The sequence below is a fragment of the Haloarchaeobius amylolyticus genome, assembly GCF_026616195.1.
Classification (GTDB): domain Archaea; phylum Halobacteriota; class Halobacteria; order Halobacteriales; family Natrialbaceae; genus Haloarchaeobius; species Haloarchaeobius amylolyticus.
Genome location: NZ_JANHDH010000002.1, coordinates 145,538 through 171,453, shown reverse-complemented (window position 1 = coordinate 171,453; position 25,916 = coordinate 145,538). Strand labels below are relative to the sequence as shown.

The 25,916-nt window shown below is 69.2% G+C and carries 23 protein-coding genes; 12 read left to right on the top strand and 11 right to left on the bottom strand.

The genetic code is table 11. The features are described 5' to 3' along the window. Window positions 1–106 precede the first annotated feature (106 nt). Together NOV86_RS13270 and NOV86_RS13265 are read left to right on the top strand one after the other, a co-directional pair. Window positions 107–1,954 (top strand): UvrD-helicase domain-containing protein, encoded by a 1,848-nt coding sequence (locus tag NOV86_RS13270; protein WP_267641967.1) that lies wholly within the window; start codon window positions 107–109, stop codon window positions 1,952–1,954. A 9-nt stretch (window positions 1,955–1,963) separates the two neighbouring features. Further along, a complete protein-coding gene (locus NOV86_RS13265; protein ID WP_267641966.1) occupies window positions 1,964–3,145 on the top strand; it encodes a M24 family metallopeptidase in 1,182 nt (393 codons plus the stop codon). Between the two features lie 24 nt (window positions 3,146–3,169). On the opposite strand, the gene NOV86_RS13260 is transcribed toward NOV86_RS13265, so the two are convergent. After that, window positions 3,170–3,460, bottom strand: coding sequence for a DUF7533 family protein (locus NOV86_RS13260; RefSeq protein ID WP_267641965.1), 291 nt, complete (start codon window positions 3,458–3,460; stop codon window positions 3,170–3,172). Between the two features lie 406 nt (window positions 3,461–3,866). Between NOV86_RS13260 and NOV86_RS13255 the strand changes: the two genes are divergently transcribed. Then, window positions 3,867–4,472, top strand: a complete 606-nt coding sequence (locus NOV86_RS13255) for a riboflavin synthase (protein WP_267641964.1) — start codon at window positions 3,867–3,869, stop codon at window positions 4,470–4,472. Between the two features lie 9 nt (window positions 4,473–4,481). On the opposite strand, the gene NOV86_RS13250 is transcribed toward NOV86_RS13255, so the two are convergent. Further along, the gene (locus NOV86_RS13250; protein WP_267641963.1) at window positions 4,482–5,516 is read right to left on the bottom strand and encodes a PrsW family intramembrane metalloprotease; all 1,035 of its coding nucleotides are present in this window, start codon (window positions 5,514–5,516) and stop codon (window positions 4,482–4,484) included. A gap of 411 nt (window positions 5,517–5,927) precedes the next feature. Between NOV86_RS13250 and NOV86_RS13245 the strand changes: the two genes are divergently transcribed. Beyond that, entirely contained in the window at window positions 5,928–6,302 is a 375-nt protein-coding gene (locus NOV86_RS13245; protein WP_267641962.1) for a DUF7532 family protein, read from the top strand. Further along, window positions 6,299–7,717, top strand: coding sequence for a ribonuclease FAU-1 family protein (locus NOV86_RS13240; protein WP_267641961.1), 1,419 nt, complete (start codon window positions 6,299–6,301; stop codon window positions 7,715–7,717). The genes NOV86_RS13245 and NOV86_RS13240 overlap by 4 nt, the downstream gene beginning before the upstream one ends. Window positions 7,718–7,765: 48 nt before the next feature. Here NOV86_RS13240 and NOV86_RS13235 read toward each other — a convergent pair whose 3' ends face one another. Further along, window positions 7,766–8,062 carry a DUF6432 family protein gene (locus NOV86_RS13235; protein ID WP_267641959.1) on the bottom strand — a complete coding sequence of 99 codons (297 nt, stop codon included), beginning with the start codon at window positions 8,060–8,062 and terminating at the stop codon, window positions 7,766–7,768. Between the two features lie 401 nt (window positions 8,063–8,463). Here NOV86_RS13235 and NOV86_RS13230 point away from each other — a divergent pair, with 401 nt between their 5' ends. The 5 genes from NOV86_RS13230 (at window position 8,464) to NOV86_RS13210 (ending at window position 13,468) form a co-directional block, all read left to right on the top strand. Continuing rightward, entirely contained in the window at window positions 8,464–9,600 is a 1,137-nt protein-coding gene (locus tag NOV86_RS13230; protein ID WP_267641958.1) for a DUF7093 family protein, read from the top strand. 37 nt (window positions 9,601–9,637) lie between these two features. Next, window positions 9,638–10,027 carry a DUF5611 family protein gene (locus NOV86_RS13225; RefSeq protein WP_267641956.1) on the top strand — a complete coding sequence of 130 codons (390 nt, stop codon included), beginning with the start codon at window positions 9,638–9,640 and terminating at the stop codon, window positions 10,025–10,027. A 101-nt stretch (window positions 10,028–10,128) separates the two neighbouring features. Further along, the gene (gene ygfZ, locus NOV86_RS13220) at window positions 10,129–11,217 is read left to right on the top strand and encodes a CAF17-like 4Fe-4S cluster assembly/insertion protein YgfZ (protein WP_267641955.1); all 1,089 of its coding nucleotides are present in this window, start codon (window positions 10,129–10,131) and stop codon (window positions 11,215–11,217) included. An 81-nt stretch (window positions 11,218–11,298) separates the two neighbouring features. Beyond that, window positions 11,299–12,744: an ATPase domain-containing protein gene (locus NOV86_RS13215; RefSeq protein WP_267641954.1), complete on the top strand. Its 1,446-nt coding sequence runs from the start codon at window positions 11,299–11,301 to the stop codon at window positions 12,742–12,744. Further along, entirely contained in the window at window positions 12,737–13,468 is a 732-nt protein-coding gene (locus tag NOV86_RS13210; protein ID WP_267641952.1) for a PAS domain-containing protein, read from the top strand. The genes NOV86_RS13215 and NOV86_RS13210 overlap by 8 nt, the downstream gene beginning before the upstream one ends. Window positions 13,469–13,471: 3 nt before the next feature. On the opposite strand, the gene NOV86_RS13205 is transcribed toward NOV86_RS13210, so the two are convergent. The 5 genes from NOV86_RS13205 to uvrA all read right to left on the bottom strand — a co-directional run bounded on the left by NOV86_RS13205 (window position 13,472) and on the right by uvrA (window position 21,041). Further along, window positions 13,472–14,551 carry a geranylgeranyl reductase family protein gene (locus tag NOV86_RS13205; RefSeq protein ID WP_267641951.1) on the bottom strand — a complete coding sequence of 360 codons (1,080 nt, stop codon included), beginning with the start codon at window positions 14,549–14,551 and terminating at the stop codon, window positions 13,472–13,474. A 100-nt stretch (window positions 14,552–14,651) separates the two neighbouring features. After that, on the bottom strand, window positions 14,652–15,605 hold the full coding sequence (locus NOV86_RS13200; protein ID WP_267641950.1) for a WD40/YVTN/BNR-like repeat-containing protein: 954 nt from the start codon (window positions 15,603–15,605) through the stop codon (window positions 14,652–14,654). Window positions 15,606–15,663: 58 nt separating this feature from the next. Next, window positions 15,664–17,106, bottom strand: a complete 1,443-nt coding sequence (locus NOV86_RS13195) for a sulfatase (protein ID WP_267641949.1) — start codon at window positions 17,104–17,106, stop codon at window positions 15,664–15,666. Between the two features lie 224 nt (window positions 17,107–17,330). Beyond that, window positions 17,331–18,023: an HNH endonuclease gene (locus NOV86_RS13190; protein ID WP_267641948.1), complete on the bottom strand. Its 693-nt coding sequence runs from the start codon at window positions 18,021–18,023 to the stop codon at window positions 17,331–17,333. 51 nt (window positions 18,024–18,074) lie between these two features. Next, on the bottom strand, window positions 18,075–21,041 hold the full coding sequence (gene uvrA, locus NOV86_RS13185; protein ID WP_267641946.1) for an excinuclease ABC subunit UvrA: 2,967 nt from the start codon (window positions 21,039–21,041) through the stop codon (window positions 18,075–18,077). Between the two features lie 208 nt (window positions 21,042–21,249). Here uvrA and NOV86_RS13180 point away from each other — a divergent pair, with 208 nt between their 5' ends. Continuing rightward, window positions 21,250–21,813, top strand: a complete 564-nt coding sequence (locus tag NOV86_RS13180; RefSeq protein ID WP_267641945.1) for an LURP-one-related/scramblase family protein — start codon at window positions 21,250–21,252, stop codon at window positions 21,811–21,813. A gap of 13 nt (window positions 21,814–21,826) precedes the next feature. On the opposite strand, the gene NOV86_RS13175 is transcribed toward NOV86_RS13180, so the two are convergent. Further along, window positions 21,827–24,022, bottom strand: coding sequence for a PAS domain S-box protein (locus NOV86_RS13175; RefSeq protein ID WP_267641944.1), 2,196 nt, complete (start codon window positions 24,020–24,022; stop codon window positions 21,827–21,829). A gap of 97 nt (window positions 24,023–24,119) precedes the next feature. Next, entirely contained in the window at window positions 24,120–24,860 is a 741-nt protein-coding gene (locus NOV86_RS13170) for an SDR family NAD(P)-dependent oxidoreductase (RefSeq protein ID WP_267641943.1), read from the bottom strand. A 107-nt stretch (window positions 24,861–24,967) separates the two neighbouring features. Between NOV86_RS13170 and NOV86_RS13165 the strand changes: the two genes are divergently transcribed. Further along, on the top strand, window positions 24,968–25,414 hold the full coding sequence (locus tag NOV86_RS13165) for a universal stress protein (RefSeq protein WP_267641942.1): 447 nt from the start codon (window positions 24,968–24,970) through the stop codon (window positions 25,412–25,414). Here the strand turns inward: NOV86_RS13165 and NOV86_RS13160 are convergent. Then, complete coding sequence (locus NOV86_RS13160) at window positions 25,395–25,808, bottom strand: hypothetical protein (RefSeq protein WP_267641941.1); 414 nt, start codon at window positions 25,806–25,808, stop codon at window positions 25,395–25,397. The two genes, NOV86_RS13165 and NOV86_RS13160, sit on opposite strands and share 20 nt — an antisense overlap. Between the last annotated feature and the right edge of the window lie 108 nt (window positions 25,809–25,916).

Below are 25,916 nucleotides of genomic sequence, written 5' to 3'. Positions count from 1 at the left end.
CGTTCTCTCGCCGGTTTTCACCACCCCGCAGCGCCGTTGGTATCGGCTCACAGGGCCCGGAGCAAACCCATGCCTCTTATCCGTGTCGGCCCCCAGTATGCGTCTAATGACTGACGCCGAGACGAAAGTGACCCGCCTGTTCGGTGGCCCCGGCAGCGGGAAGACGACAGCCCTCCTCGACAAGGTGGAGGAGATCCTCGAAGACGAGGACGTGACCTTCCGAGACATCCTCGTCGTCTCCTACACCCGTGCGGCGGCAGCCGAGATCCGCGAACGGCTCGCCGAACGCCTCGACATCAATCCCCGCTCCCTCCAGGGGAACGTCTGTACGATGCACGCGAAGGCGTACGACCTGCTGAACCTCTCCCGCAGCGACGTCGTCGGCGAGTCCGACAAGGAAGAGTTCTGTGAGGAGTACGGCATCGAGTACGAGGACGAGTACGGCGGTGCCGGCCGCCGGACCGCCCGCTCGACCACCATCGGCAACAAGATCATCGCGACGAGCCAGTGGCTCCAGCGGACCAACCGCGACGTGGCCGACTGGTACGACGTCCCCTTCCAGTGGGACGTCGAGACCGTCCGCCTGCCCCCCGAGATCGACCCGAACGCCCAGGAGGGCAACAAGTACACCCCGACGTGGCCCTCGGACGACGACCGCATCGACGTCCCCGAGACCATCCGGGCGTGGCGCAAGTACAAGGGCGACAACGAGCTCGTCGGCTTCGCGGACATGCTCGAACGCGTCGAGCAGCGCTCGCTGCTCCCGAACGTCGACTACCTCGTCATCGACGAGTTCCAGGACATCACGACGCTCCAGCACCGCGTCTACGAGGAGTGGCGCCCCCACATGGAGGGCGTCCTCATCGCGGGTGACGACGACCAGGTCGTCTACGCCTGGCAGGGCGCCGACCCCGACCTCCTGCTCGACGCCGAGCCCGACGACGACGTCATCCTCCCCAACTCCTACCGCCTCCCCTCGCGCATCCTCAACATCGTCAACAAGGAGATCCGCCACATCGAGAAGCGTCAGGACAAGGACCTCAAACCCCGCAAGGAGGGCGGCGTCGTCGAGGCCGTCCAGAACCCCTCGATGCTCGACCTCGTCCGGAACGTCCGCCGGACCATCCAGAACGACGAGGGGACCGTCATGATCCTCTTCCGTGCCCGCTACCAGATGTTCCAGTTCATCGACGAGTTCATCACGGAGGGCATCCCGTTCAAGTCGCTGACCGACCAGCGCATGTGGACCGACCGCCTCGACGACTACGTCACCGCGGTCGAGGCCATCGAGGCCGACGAGGACATCAACGGCCTGCAGGCCCGCCGCCTCGCCGACATGCTGCAGGATTCGGCCTTCGGCACGAACGAGCGCGACGAGTTCTTCGACGCCATCGACGAGGCCCAAGAGGAGGCCGACGTCGAGGACCTCACCGATGTCTCGGTTTCGCCCGACTTCGTGAGCGACTTCGTCCCGTTCATGCCCGGCCCGGCCTCGGCGTCGGACATGGTCCGGAAGGTCACCTCCTTCCAGCGCAAGTCGATGAAGGCGTACTTCGCGACCGGCGACTACCGCGGCATGGACCGCGACCACGTCCGCGTGGGCACCATCCACTCCGCGAAGGGTCGCGAGGCCGACCACGTCTTCATGGGCACCGACCTCACCGAGAAGGTCGTCGAGCAGATGGTCGCGACGGTCGACGAGGACGCAGTCCCCGCCGACGTCGAGTTCACCAAGACCACCTCGCCGGTCCCCGTCCTCACCGACAACGAGCGCCGCGTCTTCTACGTCGGGATGTCCCGGGCCCGCGAGCGCCTCGTCCTGCTGGAGAACCTCGTCGACGGCGCCCCGACGCTCTCGGTCGACGTGCTCCTGAACAACGAGATCACCGGCACGGACCTCGACGACCTCATCGAGATGGCGAAGAAGCCGGCCGAGGCCGAAGCGGCCGACTGAGGCCACGTGATGTCGCTCTCCATCGATTTCGAGCCAGTCCAGCGCGAGCTGCGGGACCGCGACGCCTGCGCGTTCGTCCACGTCGGTCGCGAGGCCGACCCGACGCTGCGCTCCCTCGCCCGGACCGCCCACCTCGAGGGCGAACTCGCCGTCGTCGTGACGGCCGACCAGGCGCTGTTGCTCGCGCCCGAGGCCCCGGACGCGGCGGCCGAGGCGTACCCCGACGCACAGATTCTGCCCGCCGGCGAGGACATCCCGACCGGCACCCGGGTCGCCACCGTCCTGGACGACCTCGGCCTGTCGGGGACGGTCCTGGCGCCCCGGACCATCCCCCACGACGCCGCGCTCTACCTCGAGAACGAGGGCTTCGAGGTGGCCTCGACCGCGGCCGTCGAGGACGCCCGCGAGGCGAAGACCGACGCCGAACAGCTCCGCCAGACCACGGTCCAGTCGGCTGCCTGCGCCGGGATGCGCCGCGTCGCCGCGGTGCTGGCCGCGGCAGAGCCGGGTGACCTCACCGAAGACGGGCATGGGCATGGACACGGTCACGATTCCAGCCCTCACCCGGAACCCGACGACCACGACCACGACGGCCCCCTCATCTGGGAGGACGCCCCGCTCACTGCCCTCCGGCTCCGGCGCGAGGCCGACGCCGCCATGGCCGCCGAGGGCGTCGCTCCGGGCACGACCAGCATCGGCGTCGCCGGCCGAACCGCCACCCCACGCTCGGACGACCCCATCGAACCCGGCGACACCGTCGTCGTCGACCTCGCACCCCACGGCCCGGACGGCTACCACGGCCGGCTGGTCCGGACGTTCGTCGTCGACGGCGACGGCGGCTGGACCCGCCGCGCCCAGCTCGCGGTCGAGACGGCCCTCGACGCCGCCCTCGGCGAACTCGAACCCGGCGTCACGGCCGGCGCAGTTCTCACCGAACTCGAGGCCGAGGTCGCGGCCTACGGTTTCGACGGGGACGAGACGGCCGCCTACGGCGTCGGGCTGGAACGCCGGGAGGCCCCCCTGCTCGGCGAGCTGCCGGACGACACCGAACTCGACGCCGGGACGGTGCTGGCGCTGGACGCCGGCGTGACCGACGCCGAAGAAGGGACCGTCAGGCTCGCGGAACTGGTCGCGATAACCGACGACGGCGGGCGAGCGCTCGGGGCGTTCCCGCGCTCGCTGTCGCCCTGACGCGGGTCAGAGACAGGCTGCGTCTTACTCGCGGTTCGACTTCGATGTCGACTCGTCGATCTCCTCGGGCTCCTTGACGACCGTCTCGACGACCGACCCGGCCAGTTTTCCGGGGAGGTCGAACGGGCTGTCGATGTACTTCTCGACGAGGATCATGAGGACGCCGATGACGACCAGCGCCGCGCCCATGGTCGTCTCGCCGCGCAGGAAGAACATGTCCAGCCCGGCGGCTATCGCCGGGAGCGCGAACGCGAGTACAGCCAGCAGTTTCACCGATTCGATGATGCTCCGACCCATCGACAGTCTGTTGGCCATACCCCGACAAAAATGGTGCGGACCCTGCGGTAATCGCGGCGGTGGCTGGAGTCGGTCGGTGGTGCCGAAGTCGTTTCTAGCGTCGGTGGTCGGTGGTCGCAGTGAAACGGTGGATAGCGACAGCGGCCAGTCCACTCGCGCTGGCGGCATGGAAGACCGCCCCCGCATGGCACAGTACCGCGACCGCACCACACCCTCCCCAGCCGACTTCCTCCGTTTCGCTCCACTGCGTTCCGCTTCACGCCGGTCGTCCACCGTGAGAGCAGGCTCTCACGAGCCCTCGCGCGCGTTCGACTCCGCGGGTTCACTGCCGTTCACCACGAGAGTCAGCGCGCGCCACCCGGTAGATTCGACTCGTCCACCCCAGATAGCAACCCTTTCCGCCGCCCGGGCCGAAGCCCCGGCCATGTTCACCGGCATCGTCGAGGAGACGGGCGAGGTGGTCGACGTGACCGAGACCGACGACGGGCGACGCCTGCGCATCGCGGGCGACGTGGTCCTCGAAGACATCGGGCACGGCGCGAGCATCAGCGTCAGTGGCGTCTGCCTCACGGTCGAGGCGTTCGACGACGAGACGTTCTCGGTCTTCCTCGCCGAGGAGACCGTAGCGAAGACCTACCTCGGGACCGTAGGCGAGGGCGACCTCGTGAACCTGGAACGCGCCATGCCCGCCGACGGGCGCTTCGACGGCCACATCGTGCAGGGTCACGTCGACACGACGGCCGAGGTGCTGGCGGTCGACCGGGTCGGCGAGGACTGGCGCTTCACCTTCGAACTCCCCGCGGGCTACGAGCAGTACGTCGTCGACAAGGGCTCGGTGACGCTCGACGGCATCAGCCTGACCGTCGCCGAGAAGGGCGACGGCGAGTTCGCGGTCGCCATCATCCCGACGACCTACGACCTGACGAACCTCTCGGCGAAGGAGCCGGGCGACCACGTCCACCTCGAGGTCGACGTGATGGCGAAGTACGTCGAGAACATGCTGGACGGCTATACCGACCGGCTGGCCTGATTTCGCACCTCAGTACCGCGGCGGCTGGTCGAACTCGGTGAGTTCGGACTCGCCGTCCTCGACGCCGTGACCCTGCGCGCCGACCTCGTCGTAGGCGCGGCGGTAGTTCCGTATCTTCCGGTAGAGGAACAGCCCGATGGCGGTGTCGTAGACGACGACGTAGCCGAAGAACGCCGCGATGGGACTCACGTCGAGGGCGGCCGAGAGCAGCTGGGGCACCCGGCTGACGGTCATGTTGTAGGTCGCGTGGAACAGCGACGCGAGCAGGAGGCCCTTGACGACGATGGGGCCGAAGTACTCCCGGTTGAACTTCGCGAGGCCGAGGTAGAACCCGGCGATGGCGGAGTAGATGACGTGGCCCGGGCCGGCGAAGGCGCGGACCGTCGCGATGGCCGACCCCGCGTCGACGATGGGGACGGTCGACGCCTGGTTGATGCTGCTGGTGATGTAGACCGCGTTCTCGATGGTGGCGAAGCCGAGGCCGGCGATGGCGCCGTACACCGCACCGTCGATGACGGCGTCGAACTCGGGGCGCCGGAAGGGGTACATCCGGATGGCGAGCCACTTCACGAACTCCTCGCCCGGACCGACGATGAAGAAGAAGTAGATGAACCCGCCGAGCAGCGAGGTCGTGGGGATGCCGACGAGGCGGAAGCCGGCGCTCATCACCGTGTTGACGACGCTGGCGAACGTCGAGAACAGGATGGCGAGCAGGAAGGTGCCGACGACCAGTCGCAGGGGTTCGTTGGTCGTCACGTCGCTCCGGTAGATGTAGACCGCAAAGAGCAACGCGGGGACGATGGAGAGCACGACGAAACCGCCGACGAGTGGCGTGGTGACGGCGCCGATGGCGACCAGCCCGAACAGCAGGAGGGCGAGGATGCCCGCGACGACGATGACGCCGAACCGGGCCGCCGGCCGGAGGCCCTCGTAGATGCTGACGGCGAAGTCGTCGAACTCGGTCCGTGGCTCCCACGTCGCGATCTCGTACAGGTCACTGGCCCGGTCGGCAGCCCGCTCGACCGGGTCACGGCGTGGACTCATTGCCCAGTCGTACGGACATCGGCCCCGTAACGCTTCCCCCTACGGCAGAGCGTGTGTCCACACAGGACCCTAGGTGACGAACGTCGAATCCTAGAATGACATTAATCCTCAATACGCGTAATAGGGGGAGGCTTATGCGAGGTGAGCCCGCTATGCGAGACAATGACAGAGAATAACAGCCGACAGATGCTTTACACCCCGCTTCCGACGGAGGAGGACGGGTTTAAGAAACCAGTACCTACACTTACACCGACAGACGACGAGCCGACCACGACCACCACCCCGCCCTCTTCTCGCCCGACTCGCACGTCGTCCTCCTGGGGCGACACCGCAGCCGACGACTGATTTCCGACGAACCGCTCCGCGGTCGCTGTCGTACCAGTAAAGACCCTGCCTCCTGTAGCGGCGCGTATGCACTTCGACCAGCGGACGCAGGCGGCCCTGCGCGAGGTCGGCCTGTCCACCGACGAGTTGCAGGCAGCCTCCGCGGCCATCGCCGAGCAGACCGAGGCCGACGCCGCGGCGCTGATGGAGTTCTTCGAGACGAACGACGTGGTCTACTCCGACATGGAGATGGCCCACAGCGCCAGCGAGCACCCCGAACACACCGTCGAGTACTGTGACATCACCACGCACGCGGCCGAGATGCGAGGCTGGTTGCGCTTCGACACGTGGGGCGTGTTCGTCGAAGACGGCCGCCTCCTCGACGACGGGACCGTCGAACTCACGCTCGGCCCGAGCGTCCACGATCGGGTCCGTTTCGCACCGACCCGCGAGCAGCTATGAGTGTCCGGGTCCGGGGCATCTACACGACCGCGCTCACCCAGCTCCTGCTGTCGGAAGGGTTCGACGTGGTGCAGGCGTCCCCGCCCATCCGGCGGCGCTTCGAGGACCACGAGGCCGACCTCTCGGCGAAGCCGGCCGCGGTCGAGGTGGCGACCACCGACGACCGCCAGGGCGTCAGCCTCATCGGCGAGCGCGAGACGCTCGAATCGGTCCGCGAAATCGTGACCGGCGTCGGCGTCGACGCGCTCGACTGGGACGGCGCGGCCCCCCGCGGCGCGGTCTTCGACGGCGTCGTCTCCGAGACGCTCGGCAGCGGCGCGGTCGTCGACCTGGGCGATGCCGAGGGCTTTCTCCCGTTCCGAAAGGTCGAGGGCTACGTCGACGACGGCGACGTGGTCCGGGTGCAGGTCGACGAGCCGGCCGCACCATGGAGCGACGACCGGGCCCTGCTGGGGACCGACATCACGGTCCACGACGGGCTGGTCGAACTCTCGCAGGGGCGCTCGGGCGTCTCCGCGAACGTCGACGGCGAGCGCGCGACCGAGATCGTCCGCACCACGGAGATCCTCCCGGTGGAGGTCCCCGACGGCTGGGGCGTCCGCTGGCAGCGCGCGGCCGCCGACGCCGACATGTCGGTACTCGCCGACGCGCTCCAGGCCGCGGTCGACCGCGCCGCGGACCTCGAGGACCAGCTGGCAGACGCGGGCGGCGACCCCGACGACGCGCCGAACCGGCTCGCGCCCGGCGAGGGCACCGCCTGGGTCTGGTTCGGCCGCGAGTGCCGCTTCGGCCTCGACGAGATCCGCCGGGACGTCGAGCGCACGATGGTCGGCCACCACCGCATCAAGGCGGCCCATCGCGCCGCCAGTACCGCGGTCGACTTCGTCGAGGCGGTCTGTGACGACCCCGGCGGCGAGTTCCCGTTCCAGGCCGTCACCGAGCAGTTCGGGCCCCAGCGCGGCGACCGCATCGCGCTCGCCCACGGGAAGCCGGAGGGCCGGCTCATCGTGCTGGGCCGCGGCGAGATAACCGACTACGACCCCGCCGGACAGGTCACCCTCGAACGCCAGATGTCCGGCGGCGGCAGCTACGACGCCCTCGGCGTCGCCCGCGAGCAGGGGGACGTGGCCATCACGAAACTGAAGGAGGGGCGCTGGTGGTACCCGACGGTCTACCGCGGCGAGGACGGCACGAAGAAGGGCACCTACGTCAACATCTGCACGCCGGTCGAGCTGTTCCCCGAGGCGGCCCGCTACGTCGACCTCCACGTCGACGTGGTGAAACACGCCGACGGGACGGTCGAGCGGGTCGACGACGACGAACTGGACGAGGCGGTCGCGGCCGGGCACGTGCCGGCGGCACTCGCGGAGAAGGCCCGCAGCGTCGCCGCCGCGGTGGAACGCGCGCTCGAGTGAGTGGCAGTCGGGACGGAGGGTTGCGGCCGGGCCGGACGACCCGGTCGGTCAGAAGGGTAGTTTCTTCCGCAGTTCGTCGATGAGCGACGGGTCCTCGGCGAGGTCCTCGGGGTCGGGGATGACCCGGTCCGCGGGCTTGATGACCGTCCGGGACGCCGACTGCTCGACGACGATGAGGCCGTCCTCCTTCAGCCCTGCGAGCGCGGTCTCGAGGTCGTCGATGTCCGCCTCGACGTGCGAGCGGAGTTCGAAGACTGTCATGCCGTCTTCGGCGCGGTCAACGAGGGCATCGAGCACCGACACGTCGATGTCGGCCCGATTCCGGAACTCCCGCTTTGCCTTCATCAGTTCACACTTCGGGCGGATACGATTTCACCCTTGCCCCTGTCTCGATGGGGAGGCAGGGTCGCAGCCGGGGCTGGTGGGGTGACTGGCTGGGCCGTCGAGTCCGCGGTCGAAGCTCGGGGGCTGTCCAGATGTCCGTCGCGGTGGGTCACGACGACGAGCAGCTGGGTCGCGCTGGCGTCGGTGGCCGCCACCACCAACGCCCTGCCACCGCACCCCTACCGCACCCCTGCCGCGACCACACCACGCTTTCCCCAGCACGCGCCCACGTCCGTGTCAGTATTATATAATGACGCGGCGCGATTCGCGCCGCACAGCCGCCAGCGGGACTGGCCAGCGCGGCCCCCCGCGAGTGGCAGGTCGGCAAACTCTTTTACGGCCGGACGGGGTAGGCCGTCACAATGGGTCTGAGGTGTTCGCTCCTCGGTCACGACTGGAGCGAGACAGAGATTGAGGACGAGCGCGACGAGCAAGGCAACGAGGTCGTGATGACCGTCCGCGAGTACGAGGTGTGCGCGCGCTGTGGCGAGAAGTCGCTCATCAGCGAGAACACCGAGGTGACGAGCGTCTCGAACGGCCAGAGCGCGGCGGCCGGTGACGAGGCGGTCGGCGAGGACGCTGCCGCCACGGGCGACGTCGAGGCGCCCGAGGACGCGGCCGACGACGACGATGCCGACGCGGTCGCGGCGGAGGTCGTCGCGGAGGCGACCGCCGACGACGAGGACGAGGTGGCGGACGAGCCCACCGAGCCGGCCGTCGACGCGGAGGACGACGACGCCGAGTTCATCGGGGGCGACGACGAGGACGAGGTGGCGGACGACATCACCGAGCCGGCCGTCGACGCCGAGACACCCGCCGAGGACGCGGCGACCGTCGACAGCGACGACGACGCGATGATCCTCGGCGGGGACGACGACGACGGCGAGGCCGCGGAGCCGGCCGACGCCCCCGACGCCGAGCCCGACGACGCAGTCGCCGACGCGGACGTCGTGACCGAGGCCGAGGCGTCGGACCCCCACGCGGACCCCGAGACCGACGACGGGGTCATCCTGCCGGGCGACGAACCCGAAGAACCCGAGGAGAGCGAGCGCGAACACGGCGAGTGGCCGGAACACGAGACCCGCCACGGCGAGCAGGCGACCGAGGAACGCGAGTGGCCCGACCACGGCGGCGAGGACGACGGCTACGACGCGACCGCGCCCGACGGCGAGGCCGCCGACGTGGAGTTCGAGGGCGGCCACCCCGAGGCCGACGCACAGGAACCCGAGAAGGGCCACGACGCGGAGTTCATCGACAACGCGAGCGCGCGGTCGGCCGAGCAGGAGAGCGACCAGCGCGCCCGGAACGCCGCCAGCGGCTCCCCGACCGGCATCGCCTCGGCCAGCGAGGCCCAGGCGCCCGGCACCGGCTCGCCCTCCCGGGGCGGCGGCGACCTCGTCTGTCCCGCCTGCGGGAACACCGAACTCGCCTCGCGGACCTCGCTGCGTGCCGGCGACATCTGCCCGGAGTGCAAGCGCGGGTATCTCGCCGAGGAGTGACGAAACAGGTAAACACCCACCTGCCCATGTGCCATCCATGAAGGAGTACAAGATGCGACGCGGCGAGTACCTCGAAGAGCGAATCCCGGACCTCAAGGGGACCATCGAGGAGTACTTCGGGCCGGTGACAGGCACCGAGGAGTTCAAGGGCAGCGACCTCTACGTCATCGGCGAACCCTCGAACCCCGTCTTCGAGCGCATCGTCGTCGGCGCGGTCAAGTACTCGGGCAAGAAGGACAAACTCGCCGTCGAGTTCCACGAGCGCAACCCGGCCGAACTCGGCCCGGACGAGCTCGAGGCCGCCGGCGACGCCGTCTCCAAGAAGAACGATTTCCTGCTCGAGGCGACCGGCCGCGACGCCAAGTCGCGCCGTGACTCCATGAAGCGCGCCGTCGAGGACGACCCGGACCACGACGTCGACGCGTAACCGCGGTTCTGTGCGGTCCTTCTGCGTCTTCCACCCCGCCAGTGACGTCGCCGGCGAAACGGGAGGCTTTACCCGCCGACCCGCCCAAGGCTCACGAGAGAATGACGGTCATCGAGTCGGTCCACGCGGACCACGGGGCGACGTTCGGCGAGCGCGGCGGGCGGACCGTCGTCGAACACTACGGACGACCCGAGCGGGTCCACAAGGCGGTCCGGAACCTCGCCGGCGTCTGCGAGATGGTGTACGGCGTCGTCACGGTCACGGGCGACGACCGGGTCGAGTTCGTCGACAACGCCGTCTCGAACCGCGTCCCCGCCGAGGACGGCGAGGGCGTGTACGCGCTGTTGCTCGACCCGCAGGGGAAGGTCCGGCTGGACATGTACGTCTACAACGCCGGCGAGCGCCTGCTCCTGTTCGTCCCGCCCGGGACGGCGAGCGAACTGGTCGAGGACTGGTCGGAGAAGGTGTTCATCCAGGACGTCGAGCTGACGGTCGCGACGGACGACTTCGCCACCTTCGGCGTCCACGGCCCGAAGGCGACCGAGAAGGTCGCGAGCGTCCTCAACAAGTCCGCGACGCCGGACGGCCACCTCACCTTCGTCCGCGGGACGATGGGCGACGAGGGCGTGACGGTCATCCGCGGGGACGGGCTCATCGGCGACGAGGGCTACGAGGTGGTCTGTGCCGCGGACGACGCCGAGGCGGTGTTCAGCACGCTGGTCAACCACGGCCTGAACGCGGCGCCCTTTGGCTACCGGACGTGGGACGCCCTGACCCTCGAGGGCGGCACGCCCCTGTTCGACACCGAACTCGAGGGGCGCCTGCCGAACGTCCTCGGCCTGCGTAACGCGCTGGACTTCGAGAAGGGCTGTTACGTCGGCCAGGAGGTCGTCTCCCGCGTCGAGAACCGCGGCCAGCCCTCCCGCCGGCTGGTCGGACTCGAACCCGAGGCCGTCCCCGAGCCGGGCGCCGCGGTCTTCGACGGCGACGAGGCCGTCGGCGAGGTGACCCGCGCCGGCGAGAGCCCGTCGCTGGACCGCCCGCTCGCGTTCGCACTGCTCCCGTTCGACTCCGAGGCGACCGACCTGGCGGTCCGCGTCGACGGCGACGAGGTGGCCGCGACGCGAACCGAGCTCCCCTTCCTCGCCGAGAGCGACCGCTCCGCCCGGGTGCCCGAATACCCGTCGTAGAACGGTTTCGTCGGTACAAACAGGCAGATTTCCCCCGTATCTGCCAATGAACTTTAATCTGTAGGCCGTGTCTCTCTACGTATGGACGAGACGGGGGAGCGATGCTCGACCGGCGTTCCCGGGCTGGACCAGGTACTGCACGGGGGGTTCGTCCCCGGGCGGTCGTACATGGTCAGTGGCCGCCCCGGCACGGGAAAGACCATCCTCGGCATGCACTTCCTGCTCGAGGACCCCGAGAACGCGCTCTACGTCGCCTTCGAGGAGCGCGAGAAGGACATCCGGGCCAACGCCGCCGCCCTCGGCTTCGACCTCGGCGACGTCACGATCCTCGACCTCAGCCCCGACGCGGAGTCCTTCCAGTCGCGGATGCACTACGACGTGTTCGAGCCGCCGGACGTCGAGGAGGACATCACCCAGCACGTCGTCGAGGCCGTCGACGACCTCCGGCCGACCCGGGTGTTCGTCGACCCACTGACCCAGTTACGCTACTTCGCCCCCGACGACTACCAGTTCCGGACCGAGGTCGCGGGCTTCATGAGCTACCTGAAGGACTCCGACGCGACGGTCGTGTTCACCACCCAGCCGATGCCCAACATGCCCGACGCCGACCTCGAGTTCATCTGCGACGGCAGCATGGATCTCGGGTACGCCGCGAAGGGGCGCACCCTCACGGTGACGAAGTTCCGCGGCTCGGGCTTCCAGGGCGGCATCCACACCATGCGAATCACGTCGTCGGGTATCGCGGTCTACCCCGAGCTGGTGCCGACGGTCCGGTCGCGCGAGTTCGACGCGGACACCATGTCGACGGGTATCTCCGAGATGGACAGCCTGCTGAACGGCGGCATCGAGCGCGGGACCGTGACGGTCATCAGCGGCCCGAGCGGCGTCGGCAAGACGACGACCGGCTCGCAGCTCATGAGCGCGGCCGCAGAGCACGGTGGGCGCTCGGTCATCTACATGTTCGAGGAGTCGACCGACACGTTCACCCACCGGTCCGAGTCCATCGGCATCCCGGTCAGGGAGATGATGGACGCGGGGACACTCGACGTCGTCGAGGTCGAGCCCCTGGCGGTCTCCTCCGACGAGTTCGCGTACATGGTCCGCGAGGAGGTCGAGGAGAAAGGGACGAAGGTCGTCATGATCGACGGTATCAGCGGCTACCGGCTCTCCATCCGCGGCGACGACGACGAACTCGTCCGCGAACTCCACGCGCTCTGTCGGTACCTCCGGGGGATGGGCGTGACGACCCTGCTCGTCGACGACGTCGCCCCCATCACGGGTGACTTCCAGCCGACGAGCGAGCGCATCAGCTACCTCGGCGACAACATCCTCTTCCTGCGGTACCTGGAACTGCACGGCGAGATCAACCGGGCGATGGGGGTACTGAAGATGCGGACGAGCGACTTCGAGCGGACGCTTCGGGAGTTCGAGATTCGCTCCGACGGTCTCCACCTCGGCGACCCGCTGACGGGTCTCCAGGGCGTACTCACCGGGACCCCGGAGTACGTCGAGGACCGTGGTGAGTGAGCGCGTCCTCAACAGTCCCGGCCTCGTCGCACTCGTACTGGCCGACAGCGGCAACGAGACGGTGCTCGCGAAGTGGCTCGACGAGCAGGGCATCGCGACCACGGCCGTCGACCCCGGCGAGTCGCTCCCCGCGGACACGAGCATCTGCCTGGTCGACATCGCCGGACTGGCCGACGCGGCAACCGAGATACGGCGACTGAAGGAGACGAGACGGGCGTTCGTCCCCTGTCTGCTGGTGCTGCCGAAGCGCCTCGGCCCGCAGGTCGCCGCCAGCCGCGACGCGCGGTTCGACTTCGTCGACGAACTCGTCACGGTCCCCATCGACCCGACCACCTTCGGCCACCGCATCGCCCGGCTGCTCGACCAGCGAGAGCAGGCCGGACAGGAACCCGACCCCGTGTCGCTGGCAGCCGTCGTCGAGTCACTCCCCTTCGGCGCGTTCCTCGTCCGCGGCGGCGTCGTCGTCGAGTCGAACCGTCCGCTCCAGGACGAACTCGGTGTGACAGCGTCGGCCCTGCAGGACCGCAACCTGCTGGACCTCGTCGCCGAGGCGGACAGGGAGACGGTCGAAGCCGGCTCAGGAGTCGAGCAGGTCACGCTCGTCGCGGACGACACCGAACTCCCGGTCGAGTTGCGCCCTGTCGTCGGGGAGGACGGGACGCGACAGGGGTACCTCGGCATCAGGTGTGAACCAGAGACAGCGACGACCGAGGGGACCGCCTGAGGGCTACCGCAGGAACGCCTTCAGCTGGTCGGTCGAGAACAGCGACGTGGGGCGGTCCATGTGGACGCCGATCTCGCCCGAGAGCGTCGACAGTCCGAGCGTCTGCACCGGCTCGGGGAGCGAGTACGCCTTGCGGATCCAGTGCCCGAGGCGGATCTCGTCGGCGAGGTCGTCGCGCCACGCGCTCTCGTAGTCAGCCAGCGTCGCGGGGTCGTCGGGGTCGACGGTCCGGACCGCGTGGTCCGCACAGGTCATCCCGTAGAGGATGCCGCCGCCGGTGAAGGGCTTGGTCTGGGCGGCCGCATCGCCCACGAGCAGCCCGCGGCGGGTCGTGACGACGCCGGGCGGGCCGATGGGGATGAGGCCCGAGCACCGGCGCACGATGTCCACGTCGTACCCCGAAACGAGGTCGTCGAACAGCTCGTTGACCTGCTCGCCCGGCGGACAGGCGAGCCCGTACTCGACGCCCGCGTCGTCCCGGGGGATACGCCACGCGAAGAAGCGCGGGGCGGTGAGGTGGACGTCCACGAAGTCCTGGCCGTCGGGTTCGTCGGAGAAGCCGAGGACGCCGTGGAGCAGCTCGCCCGGCTCCGGGAGCCCGAGCGCCTGTCGGACCCGCGAGCGCGGGCCATCGGCGCCGACGACCATCTTGCCCTCGTGGGTCTCGACGCCGTCGGGGCCACGGGCCGTGATATCGACCCTGTCACGGTGTTCCTCGACGCCGGTCACGGTGTGCTGTTCGCGGAGGTCCGCCCCGGCCTCGCGTGCGAGGTCGGCCAGGTGGCGGTCGAGGCCGACCCGGTCGATGACGTTCGAGACGACCTCGCGCTTGTAGAACTCGTGGGCGTCGCTGTGGGGGCCGCCGACGTGGAACCGCGCGCCGAACACCTCGTTCTGGAGCAGTTCCTCGCGGGCACCCTCGCCGGTGAACGCCCAGATGTCGGTGCTCACGTGGCCCGAACAGGCCAGCGGCTCGCCGACGCGGCCCTGTTCGAGCGCGAGGACGTCGTACCCCGCCTCGCTGGCCCGGCGGGCGAAGCGTGCGCCGGCGGGACCAGCGCCGACCACGACGAAGTCGTACATGTCCGACTCGTAGCGAGTCGCGGCTAAATACCTTCCCGGTTCGGGCTGGCTGGCACGCCCGGACCCTGCGTTTCGACCCCGAACCCCGGCCCGGCTGGCGCTACCGGACCGCCAGTCCACGGACCGGGCCGGCCGCGTCCCACCGCTCGATGCGGTTCCAGCCGCCGGCGCGGTCGTCGCTCCGGTAGAGGCCGCCGTCGGTGGCCGCGAAGAAGGTGCCCGGGTCAGTCCCGGGTGCCAGCACGGGCCGGCGGAAGCCCTCCGGCTCCGGGAGCCCCTGCATCGCGACGGTCCACGGTCTGTCGCCGACCTTCCGGTAGACGTAGGACTCGGCGGTCCCCTCCCGGTGGGCCGCGTAGGCGCCGTCGGCAGCCGATACCACCCGCACGTCCGGGTTCCCCGGGTCGACCGCGATGCTCCAGCAGTACCGGTGGTCCAGCCCCTCCTGTGGCTGGTCCCACGTCTCACCGCCGTCGTGGCTCTCGGCGTAGCCGTCACCGGCGGCGCTGTACACCCGCCCCGGCGCGTCGGGGTGGGTCGCCAGCTGGTGGTTGTCCCGGCGGCTGCCTGCGGGGCGCTCGGTCCAGGTCTCGCCCCGGTCCTCGGTGACCACGAGCGCCCCGGCCTCGATGCCGACGAAGAGCCGGTCCGCCCGGTGCGGGTCGGGTTCGAGCCACCGGACGTGATGCGTGTCAGGCCGGGGCGGGAAGTACCACGAGTCGGCCGAGGGCAGGTCGGTCAGGCCCGGGCGCTCGGTCCATGTCTCGCCGTAGTCCGGCGAGTAGAAGACGCGACTCGGCTCCGTCCCCGCCCAGACGCCGCCCTCTCGGTGCGGGTCGAACGCGACAGACATCACGGTTTCGGGGAGGTCCCGGCCCACCCGGTTCCACGAGGACCCGGCGTCGGTGCTGTGCCAGAGCCCGTCCTCGAAGGTCCCGGCGAAGACGTGCTCGTCGTCGGTCGCGACGCACTCGAAGTCGTGGCCGTCGAACCGGGCGACGACCTCGCCGTCTCGGACCGTCAGCAGGGTATCGGAGAGCGCGACGAACTGCATGGCTCTGCGTACGTCGCCCCGGCACAAAATTCCCGTTCCCCGTCTCGACCCGTGGCGGCTACTTGTAGCCCAGCGCGCTCAGGCGGTCCTCGATCTCCTCGGGGACCTCCTCGTCGCCGGCGTCGTCGCCGACCGCCGAGTCCGCCGCGTCCGCGACCGACTCCAGCGCCTCGTACCGGCGTTCGGCCGCCGCCTGCAGTCGCGCGACGGCCGCCGTCGGCGGCTCGCCCGTCCACAGGTTCTCCTGTTCGTCGGGGTCGGCCTGCCGGTCGTAGAGCTCGTGCTCGCCCGCAGCCGTGTGCTGGATGTAGGTCCACTCCTCGCTCCGGGCGCTGACGAGCACGTCCCCGTCGCCGAGTCGCCGCGGAATCGGCTGCTGGGTCACCGAGTCGCCCCGGACCGTCACCGTGACGACCGGCTCCTGGTCGGGGGCGTTGCCCTCGCGGACGGTCGGCATGACGCTCTGGCCGGTGTAGTGGTCGGGTGCGCGGACGCCCATCGCGTCGCACACCGTCGGCGGAATCGCGTCGAGCGCGACCGGCTCGGACACCCGGCGGCCGTCCGTCCCGGGCGCATCGACGATGAAGGGAACCTCGACGAGTTCCCGGTAGAGCTTCGGATAGTGCGCGAGGTGACCGTGTTCGAGGAACTCCTCGCCGTGGTCGCCCGCGACGACGACGCACGTCTCGTCGCGGATGCCGGCGTCCTCGAGCGCGCCGAGGACGCGGGCGATGCTCTGGTCGACCTGCCGGGCGGTCGCCCGGTACAGCGTCCGCAGGTCCGCGAGCGTCGGCGAGCCCTCCTCGATGCCGCGCCCCAGCCCGGTCCGGACGTGCGGACTGAGCATCCGGAGCGTCCCGAAGGGCTCGTCCGCGACCTCGCGGACGTGGACCGGCGCCGGGACGTAGGGCGTGTGCGTGTCCATGTAGTGGATCCAGCAGAAGAAGTCGCCGTCGGCGTCCTCGATGAACGAGATGGCCGCGTTCTCCACGTCGCGCATCCGCGAGGTGTTCTCGGCGGGGTAGCTCTCCTGCCCCCTGAGCCGGCGGACCGCCGCCCGCATCGGCTGGGTGGCGAACTGCGCCCAGGCCTGCCACGTCGGGTGCGCGGAGAAGAACTTGCTCACCGGGTTCGTCGGCTCGGCGTGGAAGGCGTCGAACGCCTCGAACCCGCGGTCGTAGCCCCAGTACGCCGTCAGGAAGCCGTTCGAGGCGTTGAAGCCGCCGGTCGTGACGCCGGCACGCTGGAGCGTCTCGGCGAGGGTCGCACCGGGGCCGACGCCGATACGCGGGCCGTCCGCGAAGACGGGCGTCCCCCCGAGGATACTCGGGAAGGAGAACGGCGTCCAGTTGCCCTGTGCGAAGGCGTTCTCGAAGACGGTCGCGTCGTCGGCCAGAGACCGGAGGGTAGGGGTGTGCGTGTCCTCCGAGTCGAGGTCGAGCGCATCCGCCCGCAGCGAGTCGACGGTGATCAAGACGGTTGCTCGTGCGTCGTCGGTCATGCGTGTGTGACCAGCATCCAGTCGGTCGTGCGGGAGTAGCGAGTAGGTCGCTAAATAGCTACCGGCGGACGAATATATAGGGGACAGTATCTCTGGTGGGCGATACCGTGGGGTGCGAACAGACGACACTGGGGGTTCGCGCGACGACGTGTCGTACAACCGCTGCCCGTCGCGCGGCGGGAGTCAGAGTACGACGGGAGTGGCGGCGGCTTCGTATTTGAACGTCAGGCCGGCACGTCCCAGTCCAACTGGGCGTTGTGTTCGGCGAGGCGCGCGGACACGTCGGGTGCCGTCTCCGGCCACGGGATGCGCGTGCCCTCGCGGTCGAGCAGGGTCCGCCTGAGCAGGTCGCTCTCCGTGTCGAAGTCGGGGGCGGTCCAGAGGCGGCGGTCCCGGTCGAGCGTGAACAGGCCCGCGTCGAAGGCCGCGTGGTGGGTCTTCGAGAGCGGGAGGACGTTCGTCGGGTCGGACCGGTGTGCCTCGTGCTCGCTCCACGGGAGGATGTGCGCCACGTCGAGGAGGCGGGCGTGGTCGACCCCGGAGACCGGGCAGGCCCGCCCGTATCTGGCGAGTACGTCGGTCCGGAACGCTGTCGAGATCGAGCGTGCTCCCACGGTCGTCTCGTACGTGGTGGCGGTGTACTCGACCTGCGTCTTCGGCGGTTCTCCCGCCACCGCGCCGGCGTCGACGCCGGTCAGTCGGTAGACCCCGTCCTCCAGGAACGTCACCTCGTCACGGTCGCGCAACTGCTGGAGTACCTGCCTGAGCTTCGCTTTCGGGTGGTCGTTGTCGGGGAACTCCGCGGTGACGACCGGGAGCAACTGGTCGTACACGTCGCCGAGTGTGATACTCTCGACACCGGTCTGGTTCCGGTACGCCAGCAGTTCCCGCCTGACCACCGCTCGCCAGCGAGACATGGCCGAGGCGACGGATCCGGGGATCGAAAAGCTTCGGGCTGTCCGGAACAGTCAGTCGTCGTCCGTCGGGACCGCCATCTCCCGCGTCTCGGGTTCGACGCGCTGGCCGCGCGGGCCCTCGCGGTCCACGCTGGGGAGCAGGTCGCGCAGGTAGCGCCCGGTGTGGGAGGCGTCGGTCTCGGCCAGTTCCTCGGGCGTGCCCGTGGCGACGAGTTCGCCGCCGTTCTCGCCGCCCTCGGGGCCGAGGTCGATGACGTGGTCGGCGTTCTTCACGAGGTCGAGCTCGTGCTCGATGACGACGACCGTGTTGTCGTTGTCGACCAGCCGGTGGAGCACGTCGATGAGCTTCTTCTCGTCGGCCGAGTGCAGGCCGGTCGTCGGCTCGTCGAGCAGGTAGAGCGTGTTGCCGGTGTCGCGCTTGCCGAGTTCCTCGGCGAGCTTGACGCGCTGGGCCTCGCCGCCGGAGAGGGTGGTCGAGGGCTGGCCGAGCTTCATGTAGTCCAGGCCAACGTCCTTCAGGAGCTTGAGCTTCCGGCGGATACGCGAGGAGGACTCGAAGAAGTCGTAGGCCTCCTCGACGCTCATGTCGAGGACGTCCGCGATGGTCGCGTCCTTATAGGTCACGTCGAGCGTGGCGTCGTTGTAGCGCGCGCCGTCACACTCCTCGCAGGGGACGTACACGTCCGAGAGGAAGTTCATCTCTATCTTGACGGTACCCTGGCCGCCACACTCCTCGCAGCGGCCGCCCTTGACGTTGAACGAGAAGCGGCCCTTCTCGTAGCCGCGCTGCTTCGAGAGCTTCGTCTCGGCGAACAGCTCGCGGATGTAGTCGAAGACGCCGGTGTAGGTCGCCGGGTTCGACCGCGGGGTGCGGCCGATGGGCGACTGGTCGATGAGTCGGACCGTCTCGATCTCGTCGATGCCGTCGATGTCGTCGTGCTCGCCGGGGTTGACGGACTTGTTGTCGTTCATCCGCCGGACCAGCCCCTTGTAGAGCACGTCGTGCATCAGGGTGGACTTCCCGGAGCCGGAGACGCCCGTGATGGCGGTGAAACAGCCCATCGGGATGGCCACGTCGAGGTCCTTGAGGTTGTGCTGGCGGGCTCCCTCGACGGTCAGATGGCTGTCGGTGTCGCGCCGGGTCGCCGGGACGGGAATCTGCTTGCGGCCGGCGAGGAAGTCGCCGGTGATGGAGTCCTCGCACTCGACGATGTCGTCGGTCGTGCCCTGAGCGACGACCTCGCCGCCGCGCTTGCCGGGGCCGGGGCCCATGTCGATGACGTTGTCGGCGCGACGCATCGTCTCCTCGTCGTGTTCGACGACGATGAGGGTGTTCCCGAGGTCGCGCAGCTCTTCGAGGGTGTTCAGGAGGCGGTCGTTGTCGCGCTGGTGCAGGCCGATACTGGGCTCGTCGAGGACGTAGAGGACGCCGACGAGGCCGGAGCCGATCTGGGTCGCGAGGCGGATGCGCTGGCTCTCGCCGCCCGAGAGCGTGGCGGCCTCGCGGTCGAGCGTGAGGTACTCCAGGCCGACCTCGGTCATGAAACCGAGGCGGGCGCGGATCTCCTTGAGGATCTCCTCGGCGATGTGGGTCTGGCGCTCGTCGAGGTGGTCCTCCAGGCCCTCGAAGTGCGCGAGCGCGTCGCCGATGCTCATGCCGTTGATCTCCGTGATGGCGGTGTCCGCGACGAGTACGGACCGCGAGGCGGGCTTGAGGCGGGTGCCGTCACACGCCGGGCACTCGGTGACGCTCATGTAGTCCTCGATGTGCTCGCGGGTGCCCTGCGAGTCGGTCTCGACGTAGCGGCGTTCGAGGTTCGGGATGATGCCCTCGAAGCGCTTCTCCTTGCGCCGGACGCCGTTCTTGGTCTGGCGCTTGAACACGACCTCCTCGTCGGTCCCGTAGAGGAACTGCCGTTTCACGTCCTCGTCGAGGTCCTCGAGGGGCGTGTCGACGGAGACGCCGAAGTGCGCCGCCACGTTGTCGAGCCGGGTCCGGTAGTACGACCGGTTGTAGCTCCACGGCTCGAAGGCGTGCTTGATGGGCTTGGACTCGTCGAGGACGACGAGGTCCTCCGAGACCTCCTTCGTCTCGCCGATACCCTCACACTCCGGGCAGGCGCCGTGGGGAGAGTTGAACGAGAAACTGCGCGTCTCTATCTCGGCGAAGTCGATGCCGCAGTGGGTGCAGGCGAGGTCCTCGGAGAACTCGAGGACGAGGCGGTCGTCGCCCTCCCCTGCCAGGTCGCCTGTCGACCGGGACTCCGAGCCGCCGATGTCCACGTCCGCGGGCGGGTCGGGGAGGATGACCTTCAGCAGGCCGTCGGCCTCCTCCAGCGCCGTCTCGACGGAGTCGCCGATGCGCGCCCGGGATTCGCTCTCGAGCTTCACGCGGTCGACGATGACGTCGATGGTGTGGTCGTAGTTCTCGTCGAGGTCGGGCTTGTCCATCGTGAGGTCGTACTGCTCGCCGTCGACCTCGACGCGGGCGTACCCCTCCGAGACGAGTTCGTCGAACAGGTCCTCGAAGGCACCCTTCTGGTCGCGGACGACCGGGGCGGCGATCATCGCCTTCGTGCCCTCGGGGAGGTCGAGCAGCCGCGACACCATCGTCTGGGCGGACTGCTCGCCGACCTCGCGGCCACACTCCGGGCAGTGCGGCGTGCCGACGCGGGCGTACAGCAGGCGGAGGTAGTCGTGGAGCTCCGTGACCGTCCCGACCGTCGACCGCGGGTTGTTCGCGGCGTTCTTCTGGTCGATGGAGATGGCCGGCGAGAGGCCCTCGACCGTCTCGACCTGCGGCTTGTCCATCTGCCCGAGGAAGTTCCTCGCGTAGGCAGAGAGCGACTCGATGTATCGACGCTGGCCCTCGGCGTACACCGTCTCGAACGCGAGCGAGGACTTCCCAGACCCCGAGAGGCCTGTGACGACGTTGAACTGCTCGCGGGGGATACGCACGTCGAGGTCCTTGAGGTTGTGTTCCTCGGCACCCCTGACCTCGATGTACTCCTTGGTCATTCGGTCGTAGGCAAGTGTGGAAGCATCCTTAGGGTGTCGGTTCCGGACGATGGCTGGTGGGACCTGCCGGGGAGCCACCGCCAGCCGACCGACCGCCCTGACCGGTGAGGAACGACGAGCAGGCGGCTGAAGCCGCCCCGCGAACAGCCGGAACGGTGCGGTCCCCCACAGGTAAGGTTTTAAATAAGATAGTGGGGAACGAAAGGCCATGAGCGTCATCTCGGGAATCGACCTCACCGACGACCACTACGACGTCGAACAGAGCCTCATCCGGAGCAAGTACACGGTCTACGACACGGCCGGGAACGCGGTGTTGAAGGCCAAGAAGAAACGCTTCAAGCTCAAGGAGGAGTTCCCGTTCAAGTCACCGGAGGGCGACACGGTGTTCACCATCAAGGCCGGCGGCATCATGGACCACGCCGGCGACTACACCATCACCGACGAGCGAACCGGCGAGGAGGTCGCCATCCTCGACAAGAACTTCACCTTCTTCCAGCACAAGTGGAAGGTCCGGGCCCCCGACGGGCGCGTCCTCGCCAAGATCGAGGGCCAGGGCGCACTGCTCGAGTTCCTCCGCCACCAGATCCCGCTGATGGGCTTCCTCCCGCACAAGTACACCATCGAGTCGCCCGACGGCAAGTCTCTGGGCACCATCGAGGGCAAGCTCTCGTTCGCGGACAAGTACGAGGTCAACATCACGGATAGCGGCGACGCGCCGAAGGAGGCACTGGTCGCCGCGGCCATCGCCATCGACGCGCTCGAAGGGAACTGAGTCGGAGAACAGGTCAGTCCTCCTCGGGACGCAACCGCAACACGACCTCGCTCCCGACCTCGGGGTCGCCGAACGTCACGTCGCCGCCGAGCGACCGCGCCACCCAGTTGACCACCCACAGGCCGAGGCCGTCGCCGTGTTCGACCCGCGTCACGTCGCGGTCGCCGGTGAGGAGCGCCCGCTCGTGTTCGGGGATGCCCGGGCCGTCGTCGGCGACGCCGATCTCGACGTACTCGTCGGTCCGCTCGACGGTCACCGCGACCGTCGGTGCCTCGCCTGGCGTGTGCTCGATGCTGTTCTCGACGAGGTTCTCGACCGCGAGGTCGAGGCGCTCGTCGGCGTAGGCGATGCATCGCTCCGGGCTCGAGAAGCGGATGGTGGCGTCGGACTCGACCTCGCGGAACCGGGTGACCAGCGACTCGATGCGCCCGGTCACGTCGATGGGTTCCGGCGTCAACTCGGAGTCGCGCCGGACCACCTGCTCCAGCTGGTGGACCTTGTCGGCGAGCCGGGCGGCGTCCTCGGCCCGGCCGGTGACGCGCTCGATGAGCGCGAGGTGGGCCTCGTCGGTCAGGTCGTCCGCGAGTTCGCCGAGGTAGCCGATGACGACGGCCATGTCCGTCCGGAGGTTGTGCCGGAGCACGCGGTGGAGCACCTGCAGATGGCGTTCGCGGTCGCGCTGGTCGGAGATGTCGGTGTAGATGCCGAAGGCGTGTGTCGCCCCGTCGCCCGCCCGGTAGGGGATGCCCCGGAAGAGGAAGAAGCGCTCGCCGTCGGCGGTCTCGCGGCGGACCTCCGCCGAGGTCGGCGCGTCCTCGAGGGTCTGGCGGTCGAGTTCCCTGCCGGTCTCCTCGTCGCCGGCCGGGACGAGCACGTCGTTGACGGAGCGACCGACGACCGCCGTCGCCTCGTGACCGAAGACGCGCTCGAACGCCGGGTTGACGCCCTCGATGACGGGCTCGCCGTCCTCGAAGCGCGTGTCGACGACGGGGTCGGGGATGTGCCGGAACAGCGACCGGAACCGGTCGCGCTCGTGTTCGAGGCGCTCCTCCGTCTCGACGAGGTCCGAGATGTCCCGGATGGCACCGATGGTCCCCCGGAACTCGCCGTCCCCGGTCGGGAGCAGCGAGAGCTCTATCTCGACCGGAATCCGGGTGCCGTCGGCCCGGATGCCCTCCGTCCGGTAGGTCCGGTTGCCGGGGTCGTCCTCGGCGAGCATCTCGGTGATGACGCCCGTGCCCTTCTGGAGGCCCTCGGGGGTGAAGAACTTCGAGACGTGCTCGCCGATGATCTCGTCGCGGTCGTAGCCCGCCGCGTCGAGTATCTGCTGGCTGGCGAGGACGACCCGGCCGTCCTCGTCGAGGACGTACACCATCTCGCGGACGTTGTCGACGACCGTCTGGTAGAGTTCGAGCGCCTGTTCGCGGGAGGCGCGCCCGAACGCCGCCGAGGCGTTCGCCGCGAGTATCTCCGCGAGCTGGACGTCGGCGTCCTCCATCGCCCGGACGCTGTCGGCGGTGACCGCCAGCACGCCGTGGTCGCCCAGCGGGAAGTACATCGTCGCGTCGGACTCGGTCTCGCGGACCGAGGGTTCGCCGGTCTCGTACGCCGTGCCGACGGGACCCTCGCCGACGCCGTAGTTCGCCACGGCCGAGCCGGCGGCGAGGCGCAGTACCTCCTCGTGGTCGTCGACGAGCCAGACCGCGGCGCTGTCGTACTCGAGGATGTCGCTGGCGGCGTCGGCGACGACCGTCGCGATGTCGTCGGGGGCCCGGGTCGTCATCAGTTCGCGGGCGGTCGCGAGCAGCCCGGAGAGCGTCCGCTCGTCCGGATGGGTCGGGTCGTGTGCGGCGGCGAGGGCGTGGACCCGGTCGGCGAGTCGCGCGCCGGGGTCGTCCCAGATGGCGAGCGGGAGGTACTCCGTGATGGACCCGTTCGCGGCCGTACTCGCCAGGTCGTCGTCGGGTCGCTCGGAGACGAGGACGCTCGGGACGTGCGGGTGGGTGGTGCCGAGTCGTTCGAGCAGGACGGCGCCGGCGTTGCCCTCGCGCTCGTGCGGGCAGACGATGCAGTCGACCCGGACGGACGCGAGCACGTCGGCGGCCTCGGCGCGGTCGGCCGCCCGGTGGATGCGGACGTCGGGCCGGTCGACCAGTGGCGACTCGTCGGTCTCCCCAGTTATCCACAGTACCCCGGTTCTCGCACTCATTACGTCGTGTCACCAGAACGATTGCGGTGGGTACACATGAAACTGACCCCGCTGCCGGTGGCGACTCCCGCCGGCGTGTCGGGTCGCGTGCCGGCGGTCACACCTTCTCCGGGAGCCACCCGCCGTCGACCTCGACGTTCTCCCCGCTGATGTAGTCGGAGTCCTCGTCGAGGAAGAACAGCATGGCCTGCTCCATGTCGGCGTAGCTGGCGGCGCGGCCGCGGGGGAGTTCGTCGGGGAACTCGGCGGAGTTCTCGACGACGTACGGCGAGATGGCGTTGACCGTGATGCCGTCGTCCTGCGTGTCGGCGGCGAGCATCCGGGTGAACATCAGGACGCCCGCCTTCGCCATGAAGTACGGCGCGTTCTTCGGGCTGACGAGGCCCTTCTCGCTGGAGGCGTAGCCGACGTTGACGATGCGGCCGTACCCCTGCTCGCGCATGGCGGGGAGGGCGCGCCGGCAGGTCAGGAACGTGGCGTCGACGTTGGTCTGGAAGACGGTCTGCCAGGTGTCGTGGTCGATGTCGGTCCAGTGGCGGGGGGCGAACGCGCCGACGTTGTTGACCAGCACGTCGACCGTGCCGAGGTCGGCCTCGACAGCCTCGAACGTGGCGGCCACGTCGTCGGGGTCGGTCACGTCGGCCTGGACGGTCGTGACCGCGGGGGCGCCACGGTCGCGGGCCTGCTCGGCGACCTCGGCAGCCTCGTCGCCACTGGTCCGGTAGTGGACGGCGACGCTGGCCCCGCAGTCGGCGATGGCGAGGAGGAGTTCGCGGCCGAGGCCCTTCGCGCTCCCGGTGACGAGTGCGACCTGGTCGGAGAGGTCGGGTCGGATCATGCCCGGGGGTTGGGCCCCCGCCACCATAACCGGTCGTTCCGAGAAGTTCATTCAGAGTCGAGTAAATTTCCAGAAGGCTTTACTGGCTCGCCACAGCATACGGTCCTATGACGATACAGACCATCGTGCTCGCCGTCGGCCCGAGCGACGGCGACCGCGCGGACCGACTCGCAGAGGCCGTCCTCGAACTCGCCGTCCCGACCGACGCCGAGGTCGTGCTGACCCACGCCTTCACCGAGGACGAGTACGACAGCGCCCGCACCCGCCTCGACTTCTCGAACCCGAACGACGCGACACCGGGCGAGGTGGCGGGCCGCCAGGCGACCATCCGCGCCCTGCGAAAACGGTTCGACGACGCCGGCGTGGACTACCAGGTCCGCGGCACCGTGGGCGACCACGGCCCCGCCATCGTGGACGTCGCCAAGGGCGTCGACGCCGACCGCGTCTACGTCGCGGGTCGCAAGCGCTCGCCGACCGGCAAGGCCGTCTTCGGCAGCACCGCCCAGGAAGTGATGCTCTCTGCGCCCTGCCCGGTCACCTTCGTTCGGGATTAGCCCGCTCGCGCCACTCTCGTTCCTGCCGTCGCTCGGAGACGTGTCGCGCCCCGTCCGCGACTGCCGACCGGGTCTGTGCCTCGAACTCGATGACGTCGCCGAGGAACCCGTCCTCGAACGTCTCGACCACGTCGTACGACCAGCGGTCGCCCTCTGCGCCCGGGCCGCGGTCGATGACACCCCGTGGGAGGTGCTTGTCGCGGATCTGGTCCGCGAGGTCGGTGTGTCCGCTCTCGCGGAGCAGTTCCTCCGCACCGTCGAGGTGGTCCATGGCGTGGCCGATGCCGTGGTGGAACTCGAGGAGATGGCCGTGTGCCCGGCGCAACCACTCGAGGGCGAGTTCGGTCCGGTGGAGCGCTTCGATCTCGGTCTCTGTCAGTTCAGTCGAGTCCATATCCCCCTCTAGGACCGCCATGTGCGTGAGAGTGTCGCACACACCCGGTGCCTGAGACGTGAACCACGGTTCGCAGGTGGCGGACCCGACGGCCACGACCGCCCGACG

Excerpts from the sequence above, each read along its gene's own strand:
- NOV86_RS13255 (WP_267641964.1), top strand. The coding sequence starts at position 3,867 with ATGTTCACCGGCATCGTCGAGGAGACGGGCGAGGTGGTCGACGTGACC.
- NOV86_RS13175 (WP_267641944.1), bottom strand. The coding sequence starts at position 24,022 with ATGAGTGCGAGAACCGGGGTACTGTGGATAACTGGGGAGACCGACGAG.
- NOV86_RS13160 (WP_267641941.1), bottom strand. The coding sequence starts at position 25,808 with ATGGACTCGACTGAACTGACAGAGACCGAGATCGAAGCGCTCCACCGG.
- uvrA (WP_267641946.1), bottom strand. The coding sequence starts at position 21,041 with ATGACCAAGGAGTACATCGAGGTCAGGGGTGCCGAGGAACACAACCTC.
- NOV86_RS13200 (WP_267641950.1), bottom strand. The coding sequence starts at position 15,605 with ATGCAGTTCGTCGCGCTCTCCGATACCCTGCTGACGGTCCGAGACGGC.
- NOV86_RS13260 (WP_267641965.1), bottom strand. The coding sequence starts at position 3,460 with ATGGCCAACAGACTGTCGATGGGTCGGAGCATCATCGAATCGGTGAAA.
- NOV86_RS13180 (WP_267641945.1), top strand. The coding sequence starts at position 21,250 with ATGAGCGTCATCTCGGGAATCGACCTCACCGACGACCACTACGACGTC.
- NOV86_RS13225 (WP_267641956.1), top strand. The coding sequence starts at position 9,638 with ATGAAGGAGTACAAGATGCGACGCGGCGAGTACCTCGAAGAGCGAATC.
- NOV86_RS13190 (WP_267641948.1), bottom strand. The coding sequence starts at position 18,023 with ATGTCTCGCTGGCGAGCGGTGGTCAGGCGGGAACTGCTGGCGTACCGG.
- NOV86_RS13240 (WP_267641961.1), top strand. The coding sequence starts at position 6,299 with ATGAGTGTCCGGGTCCGGGGCATCTACACGACCGCGCTCACCCAGCTC.
- ygfZ (WP_267641955.1), top strand. The coding sequence starts at position 10,129 with ATGACGGTCATCGAGTCGGTCCACGCGGACCACGGGGCGACGTTCGGC.
- NOV86_RS13270 (WP_267641967.1), top strand. The coding sequence starts at position 107 with ATGACTGACGCCGAGACGAAAGTGACCCGCCTGTTCGGTGGCCCCGGC.
- NOV86_RS13165 (WP_267641942.1), top strand. The coding sequence starts at position 24,968 with ATGACGATACAGACCATCGTGCTCGCCGTCGGCCCGAGCGACGGCGAC.
- NOV86_RS13230 (WP_267641958.1), top strand. The coding sequence starts at position 8,464 with ATGGGTCTGAGGTGTTCGCTCCTCGGTCACGACTGGAGCGAGACAGAG.
- NOV86_RS13245 (WP_267641962.1), top strand. The coding sequence starts at position 5,928 with ATGCACTTCGACCAGCGGACGCAGGCGGCCCTGCGCGAGGTCGGCCTG.
- NOV86_RS13265 (WP_267641966.1), top strand. The coding sequence starts at position 1,964 with ATGTCGCTCTCCATCGATTTCGAGCCAGTCCAGCGCGAGCTGCGGGAC.
- NOV86_RS13215 (WP_267641954.1), top strand. The coding sequence starts at position 11,299 with ATGGACGAGACGGGGGAGCGATGCTCGACCGGCGTTCCCGGGCTGGAC.
- NOV86_RS13205 (WP_267641951.1), bottom strand. The coding sequence starts at position 14,551 with ATGTACGACTTCGTCGTGGTCGGCGCTGGTCCCGCCGGCGCACGCTTC.
- NOV86_RS13170 (WP_267641943.1), bottom strand. The coding sequence starts at position 24,860 with ATGATCCGACCCGACCTCTCCGACCAGGTCGCACTCGTCACCGGGAGC.
- NOV86_RS13250 (WP_267641963.1), bottom strand. The coding sequence starts at position 5,516 with ATGAGTCCACGCCGTGACCCGGTCGAGCGGGCTGCCGACCGGGCCAGT.
- NOV86_RS13195 (WP_267641949.1), bottom strand. The coding sequence starts at position 17,106 with ATGACCGACGACGCACGAGCAACCGTCTTGATCACCGTCGACTCGCTG.
- NOV86_RS13235 (WP_267641959.1), bottom strand. The coding sequence starts at position 8,062 with ATGAAGGCAAAGCGGGAGTTCCGGAATCGGGCCGACATCGACGTGTCG.